This is a genomic window from uncultured Brevundimonas sp. (genome assembly GCF_947305955.1).
Taxonomy (GTDB): Bacteria; Pseudomonadota; Alphaproteobacteria; order Caulobacterales; family Caulobacteraceae; genus Brevundimonas.
On the sequence record NZ_CAMZFB010000011.1, the window covers coordinates 1 to 14,825 of the forward strand.

The 14,825-nt window shown below is 58.7% G+C and carries 9 protein-coding genes; 6 read left to right on the top strand and 3 right to left on the bottom strand.

The window, feature by feature from the left end:
- Positions 1–799 precede the first annotated feature (799 nt).
- Positions 800–1,687, bottom strand: a complete 888-nt coding sequence (locus Q0Y42_RS04620) for a hypothetical protein (protein ID WP_297800690.1) — start codon at positions 1,685–1,687, stop codon at positions 800–802.
- Positions 1,688–2,844: 1,157 nt separating this feature from the next.
- Here Q0Y42_RS04620 and Q0Y42_RS04625 point away from each other — a divergent pair.
- Both Q0Y42_RS04625 and Q0Y42_RS04630 read left to right on the top strand, forming a co-directional pair.
- The gene (locus Q0Y42_RS04625) at positions 2,845–3,663 is read left to right on the top strand and encodes a TIGR02587 family membrane protein (protein ID WP_297800693.1); all 819 of its coding nucleotides are present in this window, start codon (positions 2,845–2,847) and stop codon (positions 3,661–3,663) included.
- Entirely contained in the window at positions 3,660–4,046 is a 387-nt protein-coding gene (locus tag Q0Y42_RS04630) for a hypothetical protein (RefSeq protein ID WP_297800695.1), read from the top strand. Before Q0Y42_RS04625 ends, Q0Y42_RS04630 begins: the two co-directional genes overlap by 4 nt.
- 49 nt (positions 4,047–4,095) lie before the next feature.
- On the opposite strand, the gene Q0Y42_RS04635 is transcribed toward Q0Y42_RS04630, so the two are convergent.
- Both Q0Y42_RS04635 and Q0Y42_RS04640 read right to left on the bottom strand, forming a co-directional pair.
- The gene (locus Q0Y42_RS04635; protein WP_297800698.1) at positions 4,096–5,001 is read right to left on the bottom strand and encodes a manganese catalase family protein; all 906 of its coding nucleotides are present in this window, start codon (positions 4,999–5,001) and stop codon (positions 4,096–4,098) included.
- 16 nt (positions 5,002–5,017) lie between these two features.
- A complete protein-coding gene (locus Q0Y42_RS04640; protein WP_297800703.1) occupies positions 5,018–5,533 on the bottom strand; it encodes a ferritin-like domain-containing protein in 516 nt (171 codons plus the stop codon).
- A gap of 174 nt (positions 5,534–5,707) precedes the next feature.
- On the opposite strand from Q0Y42_RS04640, the gene Q0Y42_RS04645 reads away from it, so the two are divergent.
- The 4 genes from Q0Y42_RS04645 (at position 5,708) to Q0Y42_RS04660 (ending at position 14,698) form a co-directional block, all read left to right on the top strand.
- Positions 5,708–6,085, top strand: a complete 378-nt coding sequence (locus tag Q0Y42_RS04645; RefSeq protein WP_297800706.1) for a hypothetical protein — start codon at positions 5,708–5,710, stop codon at positions 6,083–6,085.
- A 125-nt stretch (positions 6,086–6,210) separates the two neighbouring features.
- On the top strand, positions 6,211–6,420 hold the full coding sequence (locus tag Q0Y42_RS04650) for a hypothetical protein (RefSeq protein ID WP_297800708.1): 210 nt from the start codon (positions 6,211–6,213) through the stop codon (positions 6,418–6,420).
- A gap of 178 nt (positions 6,421–6,598) precedes the next feature.
- On the top strand, positions 6,599–7,324 hold the full coding sequence (locus Q0Y42_RS04655; protein ID WP_366108052.1) for a hypothetical protein: 726 nt from the start codon (positions 6,599–6,601) through the stop codon (positions 7,322–7,324).
- A gap of 312 nt (positions 7,325–7,636) precedes the next feature.
- Positions 7,637–14,698, top strand: a complete 7,062-nt coding sequence (locus Q0Y42_RS04660) for an autotransporter-associated beta strand repeat-containing protein (protein ID WP_297800712.1) — start codon at positions 7,637–7,639, stop codon at positions 14,696–14,698.
- Positions 14,699–14,825 lie beyond the last annotated feature (127 nt).

Consider the following 14,825-nt stretch of genomic DNA (forward strand, 5'->3'; position numbering starts at 1 on the left):
TCAAATCAACCTCGGACTCTCGTTATGGCTGGATGAGAAACGGGGGTCACGTCACAATCTATCGCCATAGCGCAGACAAAATGTTCAATCTGGCAGGATCTCTGCCAAATAGTGCTAGATTTGCTGGGCCTACTGGTGTGTCCAGAGATAAGATGAGACCGTAAAGCTTCCGTCGACAGTGGGATCAGTAAGCACAATCAAGCTGGCCGCGCCATGCCCCGGTGTTACATAAACGGCCGCTATCGGCTGCGACGTTCGCGTCAACACCGTCGCGCTACCGAAGCTAGCATCTCCAGGAAAAGTAGCTATTATTCGTTCAGAATCCGATCGGGTTGAGGTCCAGACTCCGATGTAGCGACCAGACGGCGAAGCGAAGCCAAATCTAATGCTCTGCCGCAGTTCGTATCCCTCGATTTGCGGGGGATTCACCGGCGGAGGCTGCAAATAGGACCTCATCTCTTTGCCTGTCGACGCAAGATTTGGGGCCATCCATAAGCAAGTTACTTGCGGCACCCCAGCCTCGGACGAATAACCGTACTTCCAGGACACGACTCGCTCATCATTACCCAAGGCAAGATCAGGATTGCTGCGAAAGTCAGCCCAATAGGCCGGAAGATCCTCATCTATCCGAATCTCTAATGACCAAGAGAGCTTCAGACCCATTAAATCCGCTGGCAATGGTCCGGCGTCTAATCGGGTTACAGAGTAGGCAACCTCATGCGCTTCAACGGGAGCTGGCGACACTTCCTGCGTACAGGCAGGAAGTGCGGCAAAGATGGCTAAAGCAGTACCTATCATATCAATTCACGATATTTTCATTGCTAGGAATTTCATCTCTACCAAAAAATGTGCGGCCACTGCCGCTATCACCGGACGAACCACCGCCAGACGATCCACTACCGGCCGCACCACCGGAGGTCGCGCTGCTAACAGTAGCTGGTTGAGAGTCCACGCCGTACGTCGGAGAGAAGCCTCCAACGGAAACGCCCGCAGCATTGGCAATTCCCGTTGCAAGCGTATTAGTCCACCGTTCCAGATCTTCACTAACGCTACCCAATTCGTTCGTTTTCGCTACACCTGCACTAGTAACGTGCGCAAGTTCGTGAAGAATATAAAAATTTAGTCCGTCTTGACCATTAGCTGCATACCCCATCAAGCCCATATTACTGGAGTTGTTTGCGCCATTGATGTCAATTACGAACAAAGGGTCGCCATTTTGATGAAACGCTCCGCCAGTTCCGTTATTTCCATAGGGATCACCATTAGGTACATCAACGATCTTAAAATCTGTTTTTGACCAAAGTTCCTTCAGTTCATTTCCCGTAAGCTGACTCCCGTCAGGCATAGTGATCACCACGGTAGATGATAGACTGTTGATGGAAGCAGTGACTTCTCTAATTGCCGCTTTGAGGTCCTCTATAACCTTTTTCTCTTCAACAGTAAGGTCCCGACCGATATCTACATCAATGTCAATAGAATCAGTATCTTGAGCAACAATGCTCACACCACTTCCACCATAGAAACTGTCTACCACTTCAGATACGGCAAACATTTCAGCTCTGCCATATTCAGGCAATACCCATCCCTCTGGCGTTCTCTTTCGTGCCGTAACTTTAATCGTTCCTAAATCCGTTACATCGCCTCCACCAGCGACAGCACGAACTTCCTCAAGTGTAAGAACACGCATATCAGCACCCACCGTGTAGAATTAAATATTCCAAGACATAGGACGCACTAAAGACCTCAGCTTCGAATATCTTCTTTGCATTAGGTAACAAAAATAAGTTTCATCAATATCTGAAATTTAAACCTTGGTAAATTACTTATGTCGTTAAGTTATTGACTAAAGATAATATCAGCTAGCCACGTTATTTTCGTTTCCGTTACATTTTACTACAATATGAAGTGTAGATCTTTTGCATATGAAAAAATTTCATACCTATGCCAACCAAAGAGGAATAGGGTAAGAATCAGATAAGTTGAATTAAGATAAGAAAGTTTTAAGCTGCACCTAGAATGCCCATCTTTACTTATCAGATATACTACATTTCAGCCATATCAGCTTAATTTGAAAATCGATTTTATCGGTGCTAGATCATGCGGCCTCAGTACTGAGGAGAATTTAATCAGCTGTTAGTGTATATTCAGGTCGGTTCAGTGCCACAAGGAAGCCTACCAAGGTCGCAGCAGCGACTACAGTAAACTGCAGTGCCCCATGATCTTGTATTAACCTGAAGGATTGTCATGCCCATTGCGGAAAGCTGATATGCAAACCGAAAGGATTGAGGGCACCATAAGATGCGCCCAGAACGCGGGTCGAATTCCGCCTTGAAGATCCATGTACGGCATCAACGTGGCCGCCTTAAGCGCGAACCTAGAAATACTTTGCGATGCCTATCTTGTAAGTTCGAGCCCCATTAGAAATTGGGTATCTCCCACCGAAAATGAGCACGCTTTAAGTGGTTTTGCTCATTTTTGAGCAGCTCTTAGGTGGTCGACTTAAGTGGTCAGATTTCTAAAGCCCAACGTTGGCGGGCCCAAAGTGAGCAGCTCTTAAGTGGTCCCGACAATCCCTTGTCGAAATCACTCAACACCTGCGCAAATGCACTTAAGAGCTGCGCAGCTCAGGTTAATGCCGCCCATCGACAACTGCGCGAGACGTTGGTTCTCCCAAACACAGAACGCGCTAGTGACTGTGGAGGTCTCGCCAAATCCGCCTCGAAAACTTGCGCTCTCTGTCAAATACCGCTCAGCTGGCAACGAATTTGATGGTGGGCTGTTGCTACCTCAAGGAACAATCGAACCTTTCGGTTGGCCCGTTCAATCGAGTTCGGATCATTGCCGATGAGACCTTTGCATTGGACAAGTTGTGAGTCGGAAAGCGCCTATCTGCGTGATCTTGGACGGGCTTTCGGGGGCGCGCTTTTATTCGCCCTGCCGCTGCTCATGACGATGGAGATGTGGGAGCTGGGCATGGTGCTCGAGCCTTGGAGGCTGCTCCTTTGCCTGTTGGCTGGCCTTCCTATTCTCTACGGCCTGTCCCACTACGCAGGGTTCTCCGACCGAAGCGGTCCCGTTCTCAACCTGCTGGATACTTTGGGCGCGGTGTTTGTCGGGGCCATCACCGCTTGCGGTCTGATGCTGCTGTTCAATGTTTTGGAAGTCGACAATCTACGCATCGCAACCGGACAGATGACGCTTCAAATCGTCCCTGCCGCCATGGGGGCTCTGGTCGCCAGAAAGCAGTTGTCATCCGGGCGCGGCGACAAGGTGAAGAAGGGCGATTACGTCGGTGAGCTGTTTCTTATGGCTGCAGGCGCGCTCTACCTGGGTCTGAACCTGGCCCCGACCGAAGAAATGCGCCTGATCGCCTATCGCATCGGTCCTTTGGCAGGATTGGGCATCATGGCCCTCTCACTGGTGCTCCTGCATCTGATCGTCTTCGAGGTTGGCTTTGCGGGACAGGAAGAGAAGTCCAGCCCCATGGGTGCGCTGATGCACTTTACCGTTCCGGGCTACGCCCTTTGCCTGTTGATCAGCGCAGGCATCCTTGGCCTGTTCGGTTCGCAAGACGGACACGAGATGGCCGCCATGGCTACCAACACCGTTGTGCTGGCCTTCCCCGCCTCTCTTGGCGCAGCCGCAGCGAGGCTTCTGGTATGAAACTCTTCAAACGCTCTGTGAAAAAGCCCAAGCACCAGAACGTGTCGCGTATCCAGCTTGCTGCCGCCTGTCTTGGAGTGGCCGTCATCGCCTCATGTTCGGCCATATTGGTCATCGAGACCCTTGAGGCATCTCCCGATGCGGTCCCTGTAATCGGCGAAACTGCAATCACACGCCTTGGCGGGTCGCAGAAGGTCGATGTGACAGTGATCAACCCTGCCAGTCACACCCTTTCGGATGTCGCTGTCACCGCATCAAGCGGGGAGCTTAAGCAGTCTGTCGTCCTCGACTACCTGCCCGCAAAAGGCAGACGCACCATGACCTTCATCATCCCTACCGAAGACGGCGTGGCATTGTCGGTAGATAACTGGACCAAGCCATAAGCCTATAGGCGTGAAAATGGGGCGCGCTTTGTTAGCGCGCCCCATCGCATCAGTCGGGCTTGGCAACCGGCGTCGTCGTTCCGGCACCCGGCCCAGCACCGAGATCCGCCCCCGTAAGCGGTTGGGCCGTAGGATCGGATTGGGTGCGGTCGGCAAAGGCCTTGACGGTCTTGGCGTCAAACCCGCTGAGCTTGACCTCGCACGAGCCATCTCCGCCATCGACGGCCATTTGGGAATCCCGATCGGAAACCACGTCCCACTGCTCTCCTGTGTTCCAGGGCCCCTCGCCCGTCGGTTCACCCTGCGACATGTCGAAATAGGTGTCGGCGAATTTGGGATCAGCGGGCAGCTTACCCGGGGGGAAGTTGTCCGGAATGGCATAGAGGGCTTTCTCGAATGCCTTCTGGTGCGCCACCTCGCGGCTCATCAGGAAGCGTAGTGCATCCTTGATGCCCGGGTCATCCGTGACATTGATCAATCGCTCATAGACGATCTTGGCCCTCGCTTCGGCCGCAATGTTGGAGCGCAGGTCGCAGGTCGGATCGCCGATGGAGTCGACATAGGCCGCTGTCCACGGCACGCCTGCCGAGTTGATCAGAGGCGCTCCGCCGCCATACAGCAAGGTGGTGGTGTGGCTTTCCCCACCTTGTGTCATGGTGGCGTACAGATCGGCCTCTTCCTCGACTCCTTCGGCCAGACGGCCCTTCGCCCCGCGATTGAGCATGCTGACGATCGAACCGATGATCTCGAGGTGGCTCAGCTCCTCGGTCGCGATGTCCATCAGCAGGTCGCGGCGGTTTATATCCTCATCGGCAAGACCCTGGGTGAAATAGCGCATGGCCGCCGCCAGCTCGCCCTGCGGTCCGCCGAACTGTTCCAGCATCAGGCTCGCCAGCGCCGGATTGGGTTCGGCCACGCGCACCGTGTACATCAGTTTCTTATTGTGTATGAACATGGGTCAGTCCTCCCGATTAACGGCTGTGTTCAGCGTCGCTACGCTTCAGGGCGAGGAATTTTTCGGTGATCATGGGCAGGCTTTGATCCACCCATGAGGCCATCCTCATTTCCTCGTCAAGCGAGGCGTTCAGCGGGTCGTAGGCCGCCGAATATTCCCCGTGCCGGGCCAGCAGGATGAGCCCGCGATAGGATGCGACCTCGAAATTCTCGAAGGCGAAGTTGGCGAACGAGTTCTTGAGGATTTCGTCATCGGCAAACATGTGGCCGAGAGCCGCCATATTGCCGCTGAGGGACAAGGCAGTGTCCTTGATCGTGGACGGCTTCTCGTCAAAACCCTCCAGTAACTGCTCCAGCCGCTCGATTTGCTGCTCGGTCTCGGTCCGGTGAGACTTCAGCATGTTGGCGACTTCGGTGAAGCTTTTTGCACGCTCGATCTGTCGATCCATCAACGCCAAGGCCTGATGCTCGACCGCATGGGCATTCTTCAGGCCGCTGACGAAAACGTCGCGCCAGATGTGATCATTATTCATCTCGATCTCCTCGGAGCCCCCGAAGACAACGCGAGGAGGAGATGACGGTCCGTCTCTGTCCATCGTTGAACTAAGCGAGCCGGAAGATGCGCGGTAGCGCGGGCCAAATGTCTCGGAACAGGCCCTCAGGAACGCCCCCAGCGTGGGGGCATTTCCTTTACAAAGGAGATTACAATGTCAGGTACCTACGGCGACCCCAAGGGCTCGAAATGGCATACACCCGGCAAGGTGGACCATTCGACGGGCTCCACCAAAGACGTGCTGGTTGATGGCAACAACAACCCCACCAAGATCGGCATAGAAACGCTGGAAAACGGCGATGCGGGCGAACAGAGCCGTGGCGTCGGTCAGGTCAACATCAGCGCCGAGCCGCCCGCCAACATTCCTTCTGAGGCCTCTATAAGAGATCACCCGGACCGCGGGGCAAACAGCAAGGATGAGCGCCTCGCCACCCGCGGCGCGCAAGATCGCAATGCCCCGCCCCCGCTCACTGTCGAACGCGAACAGCGCCAGTATCCCGAAGGAAACAAGCCCAATTCCGACAAAAGCTGAGGAAAGGGGAACAGGTATTTCCGACCCGATTTGTTGCCAAAAGACCGTCGCCCGACACAACACGCTCCAGGGCAACCGGACGTTCTCAAGAGCCTTTTCTTATCGTTAACAACAGGAGAGGCCCCATGACCGATACCAACCAAAATCCTCAAGTCGATCGTCAGCAACAAGGCCAAGACCAGCGTCAACAACAAGGCCGCGACAGCCTTCAAGATCAGGCCCGCGCCGAAGCCAATAAGAACGACGTCGACAACATTTCTCCGGAAACAGACATCGACCGGGAGCAAGAGGAACGTCAGCCGGGTACTGACCCTCAACAGACCAACCCGAACTGACCCGAGCCCCGCCTTAACCGGCGGGGTTCTTTTTATGGGTGATTTTGAACTGCGCCGCGATCCGAATGGCCGCGCTTGCGTTGAGAAGGATGCGGAACAACGCCCATGAAGCAGAGGACCCCAGAAGACATTGGCCACTGACGCTACCCCCTCCGGCCTACGCTGGTGCTCCGATGAGATGGAGGGCATACGGCGCAAGAAGGCAGGACGCGGCTTCTGTTATGTGGGAGCCGACGGGAAACGCATATCCGACGCGGCAGAGCTCGCCCGAATACGGGCCTTGGCCATTCCCCCTGCATGGACAGACGTCTGGATTTGTCCGCACAGCAATGGCCACATCCAGGCCACCGGACGCGACGCGCGCGGACGCAAGCAGTACCGCTATCACCCGGCGTGGACGCAATCCCAGTCCGAGAACAAATTCTCCCGCATGCCCGCCTTTGCCGCGGCCCTGCCCCGTTTGGAGGCCGCCATCGAGAGGGGTCTGGCACGTCGCCAGTATGATCAGGAAAAGGTGGTGGCCACGGCCATGCGCCTAATGGAACTGAGCCTGATCCGGGTGGGGAACGCCCGCTATTCGCGCGAAAACCGCAGCTATGGCCTGACCACCCTGCGCAAACGGCATATCGACGTCAGCGGCACCGAACTGCGTGTCCGCTTTCGTGGCAAAAGCGGGATCATCCACGATGTCTGCGTCAAGGATCGCCGGCTGGCGACAGGGGTCCGGCGTCTGAGCGAACTGCCCGGGCACACCCTGTTTCAGTATGAGGACGAGGATGGCGAGCTGCCCCGGCGATATCGATCAACTCGTCAGTTTGAATGTCCACTCTTCCCTCCACGTCGTTATTCGCGCCTCTGCCTTTTGACAGAACCACGCCAACGGCAGGACCATTCTCTATGGTGACCCTTAGCCGTTGTGACTGGGGGGACAGTATGATCGCACTGCGAACGCAGCCAATCCAAACTCCAGATTTCCTATAATCCCATCTTATCACGCCCGCCTGTGCCAGCCATCACGCGTAAATCCTATGGGTTTATGCACTCCCAAAGTGCCCGACACAGGCTGCCCCGTACCTTAATTGTTAAGGTTACCTCCCTTAAGGGACCACCCGAGTAGGAGTGGGTAGCGTGATCTGTGGCTCGCCCAAACCGTAACAGTCATTTGTACCGCTGTCCGCAGGTCGCAGGGGCGGTGGATTAAGGGGGAGTCGACCGCATGCCTCACCGTAAGGCTTCGATTTCGCGCGCCTATCTTCAAAACAGCACAGCTTTGGACACCGCACGCGGTAAACGCGATGCTCGATCCGGTTGGCGCGAGCGGGGCTTGGCCTCTGCCGTCGCTGCCGTGCTTGGCACCGGCATACTGGCCTTTTCCGGACAAGCCTTCGCGCAGGATGTCACCCTCGACGATGTCGGCGATGACTACGACATCTCGACCCTGGGGGCTCGAACCATTGGCGCGCTCAACGGCATCGCTGGCACCAGCGTAACCCTGGGGGCCAATACCCTGACGACCGACTCGGCCGTGGACTCGGTTTACGGTGGCACGATCAGGGGCGCTGGCGACTTTATCAAGACGGGAGCAGGCACCCTCACCCTGACCGGTACCAATACCTATACCGGACGCACCACTGTGGCAGGCGGCACACTCGCTCTGGGCCTCAATGGCTCGATCAGTGCGTCGAGCGGGCTCAGCCTCGCCCCGGGTGGCCAATTCGACATTTCAGCCAGTACCACGGAACAGTCGGTCCGCTCTCTAACCGGCCAAGCCGATACGAAGATACTGCTTGGAAGCAACACCCTTACCGTCAACGCAGCACAGTCGGGTATTTACCACGGCGTGATCAGCGGTACGGGGAGCCTCGTCAAGACGGGCGCTGTGAACCTCACACTCGCGGGCGAAAATACCTATACGGGAGACACCGTCGTACAAGAGGGATACCTGCAAATCGGTGCCTACGGCACAACAGGTTCGGTGGCAGGGAACATCGTCAACAATGCAACCGTGTATTTTCTCCGAAGCGACGACTACACCTATGGCGGCGTCATCAGTGGCACCGGTGCGATCAGCCAGAACTTCACCAGCACGCTGACACTGACGGGCGCGAATACCTATACGGGTAGGACGGGTATATTCTTCGGAACCATCGCCATTGGTGCCGGTGGATCCCTGAGTGATCGTTCCATCGTGAGCTTCAGTAATGCCGACACGACGTTTGACATCTCGGCAGCGACGACCGCCCAAGCCATCGGAGGCCTAAGCGGCACATACGGGAGCGTCATCCTCGGGAGCAACGACCTCACCGTTAACTCGGTCACCTCCACCACCTTCAACGGCACAATCAGCGGAAGTGGCGGCCTGATCAAGAATGGGACCGGGCGTCTCACCTTGTCGGGAGCGAACACCTATTCGGGCGGTACCGTTATCAATGGCGGCACCCTCGCACTTAGCCAAAGCGGTACACTGAATGCCAACAGTGCACTGTCACTCGACGGAGCAGCGTCCGTCTTCAACATCTCGGCCAGCAATGTAAACCAAACCCTGGGCGAGCTCTCAGGCGTTGCAGGCTCCGAGATCATCCTCGGTTCGCGCGATCTCAACATCCTGCAGTCCACAAACACCACCTTTGCCGGTGTTATCTCCGGCACGGGGAGCGTATCCGCGCAGGGAACGGGCGTCCTGACCCTGACGCGCGAGCAAGCCTATACCGGAAGCACCGTGATCAGCGACGGCACCTTGGCCATCGCAGGCAATGGCTCACTGGCGCATTCCTCTGGAATCCGCCTTGTGGCGGGTACAGGCACGTTCGATATCTCCGCAGCCAACGCCAATCAGACCATCAGAGGCTTGGTTGGCCTGGCGGGCGACAAAGTGGTGCTCGGCTCCAGAAGCCTGACCGTCAACACGGACCTCATCGATCCAACCGACACCTTTAACGGCACCATCAGCGGGTCCGGCTCCCTCGCCACGACTGGCACTGGCACTCTGCGTCTGCGGGGCTCCAACACCTATACCGGTGCCACCAATATCAATGGCGGCACCCTTGCCCTGCAAGAAGCCGGTTCGATTTCGGCCTCCAGCGGGATCAACCTGACCACTGCCGGTGCGGTGTTCGATATCGCCCAGAAGTATGGGGGCACCACTATCGGTTCATTGTCAGGGGTCGCGGGCACCGGGGTGGTTCTGGGGGCCAACGACCTTACGATCAATCAAGTCACGGACGCGGAGTTCCGCGGCGTGATCAACGGCATCGGCAGCATTACCAAGTCGGGCAACGGCACCCTGACCCTGCTGGGTAACAACACCTATACCGGCAATACGGTTATCAATGCGGGCGCGCTCGCCATCGGCAACGGCGGAACAACAGGGGCGATTGCCAGCTCTATCGAGACCAACAGCCTTGTGACCTTTAACCGCTCCGATAACTACACCTTTACCGGCGGTATCTACGGCACCGGTTCTCTGACGAAGGCGGGCGCAGGCACACTGACCCTCCGGGGTGTACTCAGCTACGGCGGCCAAACCCTTATCGAGAACGGAACACTGGCTCTGGCCGGAACCAGCATGCTGTCGAGTACCTCTTTGGTGAATCTGGCCAGCGCCGGAACCGCACTGGATATCTCGAATGGCCTCCCGTCGATTTCCATCGGCGCTTTGACCGGCGTCTCGGGAAGCGAACTGAAGCTCGGAGGCAACTCGCTCTATGTTAATCAACGGACGTCGCAGAACTTTGCTGGCTCGGTCACGGGTACCGGCGGCATCGTAAAGGTGGGTAGCGGAACCCTCTACCTGACCGGCGACAACACCTATTCCGGCGGCACGGTGATCAGCGGGGGCACGCTCTCCATCGGTAACGGTGGCACGACAGGGTCCATTGCCAGCAGTCTGACGAACAACAGTGCTGTGGTGTTCAACCGTTCTGACGACTTTACCTATGCCGGCAGCATTGCCGGTGTCGGCAATCTGACGAAACAGGGCGCAGGCACTCTGACCCTGACGGGACGGCACACCTATTACGGTCAAACCTACGTCAACGAAGGCAGATTGGAGTTTGCAGGCGAGGCCGGTAGCGGCCCTATGGACATCGGCGGCATCGACGTCGCGTCCGGTGCCACCCTGGGCTTCTCGAGCAGGGGAACAGCGTCGGTAGGCGGCGAGATCAATCTGCAAGACGGTACCACCTTGTCCATCCGCGCCGGAAACCAGCTGACGGCGCTGCGTGCCGATAGTCTGGTTCTGGGCCAGAACACGACCTTCAACCTCAGCGGCATTGGCGATGAGGCCCGACTGCCCCTGACGCTCGTCAGCACGCTGGGCGGCATTACCGGCGACTTTGCGAGCGTGACCGTGGGCGGCTTTGCGGGTTCGGTCGACTATATGACCGTCCATACCGGCAAGTCGGCCGATGGCCTGAGCTATACCGCGAATTACGGGCTGAGCTGGAGCGCAAACAACAATCTGGCGCACGGCACCTTTACCCTGACCGATGCCACCAACAGCTTCACGCTCGGCACGGCTCTGGCCAATCAGACGGCCAATGCTGCCACAGGCTGGAACGGCACCAGCCTGACCAAGGCCGGCGCGGGGACGCTGATCCTGACGGGGGACAACACCTATACCGGTGGCACCACCATCTCGGGCGGCACGCTGCAACTGGGCAACCAGACCGCGACCGGTTCTGTCTTGGGGAACATCGTCAACAACGGGACCCTGTGGATCGACCGCACCGGAGACAACACCTTCTCGAACACTGTCTCGGGCTCGGGTGGCCTGGTCTATAGCGGTGGCGACACCCTCACCCTGACGGGTAACAACAGCTATTCCGGCGGCACGCGTGTGCTGGCCGGGACCCTGTCGGTCAGCGACAACTTCAATCTGGGTGCCGAAAGCGGCGGTGTCGAGCTGGACGGCGGGACGCTTCAACTCACCGGTTGGGGGTTCCGCACGTTCGAACGCGCCCTGACGATCGGTACCAATGGCGGCGCCATCGACATCGATGAACTGATGCTGGAGGTCGATATCACGTCGGACATTACCGGTGGCGTGCTGACCAAGCGCGGCGCGGGTATGATCTCCCTGAGTGGTAACAACCGATATGGCGGCCTTCGTGTTGAACAAGGCATCGTCTTCACGCGCCTGGACGAGATTGCAGGCGATATCGAGGTGCTAAGCCCCGATAGCGCGCTCGGCCTCGCCCATACCGACACGACCTATCTGGGTACGATCAGCGGCGACGGCTTCCTCGGCTTCAACGGCAGTGGTCATACGACGCTGGGCAGCGACAACTCCGGCTTCACGGGCAGGACCTTCGTCAGCGGCTCCCTGATTGTTGGCACGCAACAGCATGCATCGGCCAAACTGGGTGGCTCGGTCATCGTCGAAGACGGTGGGTTGCTGGGCGGCTCGGGCACCATCGGCTCGGGCGCTGGCTCGGTCATCACTATCCACGATGGCGCGACGCTGTCGCCGGGCAACTCCATCGGCGCCCTGACCATCGATGGCGATCTGGTGCTGGCCGGAGGCTCTATTCTTAACGTGGAACTGGGCACTGCCGGTAGTGCGCTGGGCAGCGCTTCGACCAATGACCGCGTGGATGTGACCGGCAACCTCACGCTTGGCGGCACCCTCAACCTGACGCAAAGCGCCGATGCCAGCGATGGCAATGTCGGCTATGGCTATTACCGCCTCGCCACCTATGGCGGGACGCTGACCAACAATGGTCTGAGCATCGGCAACTTCCCCGCCGTCGAGGGGGGCGAGTTCCAAATCCTGACCACCTCGGCGGGCGCTGTTGACCTCTTCATCGCCGCCTTTGGTGACCAGAGCCTGCAACACTGGCAGGGCGGCGACGGCGTGTGGAATGGCACCAACGCCCAGTGGCATAACCACGACGGTCAGCTTGCCTCGACTTGGGGCGGCAATACCGCCGTCTTCCGTAACGCCCAAGGGGGCAACATTGCGGTCGAGGGTGCCGTGTTCTTCGAGGGGCTGCAGTTCGTCGATGACGGCTTCAGCCTGATCGGCTCGGGCCTGTTGGAAATGGGTTCTGACGGTGCGGAAATCCGCGTCCTCGCCAACAGCGCCAACATCGCGACCTCCATTATCGGTGCGAGCGGCATCACCAAGACCCAGGCCGGTACCCTGATCCTGTCGGGCTACAACGTCTATAACGGTGGCACCACGATCACGGGTGGGACTGTCTCGGTTTCGCGCGATGAGAACCTAGGCGCAGCCAGCGGCGGTGTGACCCTGAACGGTGGCACGCTGCAGGTCACCGGCACCGACTTCGGCACCCTGTCGCGCGGCATCACCATCGGTGACAATGGCGGTGCCATCGACGTGGCCGATGCGGCCCACACCCTGACCGTCACCTCGGCGATCACGGGCGGCAACCTGATCAAGCGCGGCGCAGGCACTCTGGCCCTGATCGGCAGCAATGCCTATGGCAACACCAGCATCGAACAGGGTGCCATGACCGGCTCGCTGTCCAACTTCGGCGGCGACATCAGGGTGAGCGCCGGTGCCACCCTGAATCTGAACCAGACCTTCGGAATGACCTTCAACGGCGCGTTCGGCGGTCAGGGCACCATCAACATTAACGGCGACGGTTACACCCTGCTGACGTGGGACAACTCGGCCTTTGCCGGCACGACCAACCTGAACGGCGGCACCCTGCTGATCGGTGATGAACAGTCGGCAGGCCGTCTGGGCGGTTCGCTGAATGTGGCCAGTGGCGCGCTGCTGGGCGGTTCGGGCATCATCGGCTCGGGCTCTGGCTCGCTGGTCACCATCGGCACAGGCGCAACCCTGTCCCCGGGCGACTCCATCGGCATGCTGGTGATCAACGGCGACCTGAAGTTCGAGGACGGCGCCCGCTATGTGGTCGAGGTCAACCCGCTGGGCCTCAACAGCGACAAGCTGATCGTCACCGGCACCGCCACCCTGAACGGCGGCACGGTGGCCCACATCGGCGCGACGGGGACCTATAACCCGCGCTCGACCTACACCATTCTGGATGCAGGCACGCTGACGGGCGCGTTCGGTTCGGTCACTTCGGACTTCGCCTTCCTCAATCCGAAGCTGGTCTATGACTATGCCGCGGGTACGGTGGATCTGGAACTGGTGCGCAATGACCGCGACTTCGCTTCACTGGCCCAGACACGCAACCAGTCGGCAACCGCCAATGCCATCGAGAGCATCGGCTATGCGGCAGGCCATGCCGTCTATGACGCCGTGGTCCAACTGGCTGACGATGCCGAGGATATCCGCCGCAGCTTCGACCAGCTGTCGGGTGAACTGCACGGCTCGGTCCGCTCGACCCTGATCGAGGACAGCCGCTTAGTGCGCAACGCGGCCAACGACCGCCTGCGCGCCGCCTTCGGCCAGTCCGCAGGCGACCAAGCCCCTGTCCTCGCCTATGCCGCCAATGGCGATCAGGTCGCCGTAGACGCCACCTATGAAGGCGCCGCCTTGTGGGCGCAGGGCTATGGCTCGTGGGGCAGCTTCGATGCCGACGCCTCCAGCATCGAACTGGACCGCCAGACCGCCGGTGCCCTTATCGGTGGTGACGTCCGCCTCGGCCAATGGCGCGTGGGTGCCATCGCCGGCTTTGGCCAGTCGGACATCGACACCGATGGCCAACGCGCCGTCATCGAAAGCCGCACTCTGGGCGTCTATGCAGGCTCGCAGTGGGGCAAGGCTTCCTTGCGCCTCGCCATGGCCCAGTCGTGGCATGATGTCGATGCCAGCCGCTCGGTCCAGCTCACGGGCCTTGCCGACTATGTGGAGGGCGAATACAGCGCCACCACCCGTCAGGCCTTTGCCGAGATCGGCTATGAGCTGATCTCGCGTGACAGCAGCCAGCTGGAAGCCTTCGCCAATGTGGCGCAGGTCCGCGCCCGTACCGACGCCTTTGGCGAGACGGGCGGCGCGGCGGCGCTGGATATCGCCAAGGCGGACAACGACGTCACCTTCACCACGCTTGGCCTGCGCGGCTCGCGCCAGATCGAACTGGGTGAAACGGCAGCCATGCTGCGCGGCTCGGCGGGTTGGCGCAGCGCATCGGGCGACCTGTCTGTCGAAGGCCTGCATGCCTTCTCGGCGGGCGGTGCCTTCGCTGTCGCAGGTGCCCCGATCGCCAAGGATGCCGCTGTGATCGAAACGGGTGTGGATGTGCGCTTCAACGCCACCACCACCTTCGGTCTGACCTACACCGGCCAGATCGCGGACAAGGCACAGGACCACGGCTTCAATGCCCGCCTGAACATCCGCTTCTAACCACAGACCATCCCCGCTTCGTTCATCGGAGCGGGGATGCCTCCCCCATCCGCTTGCGGGATAGGGACCACAAAAAAAGGGCTGAACCCGCGACGGGTTCAGCCCTTCTTTTTTAGATCGCTTGGCG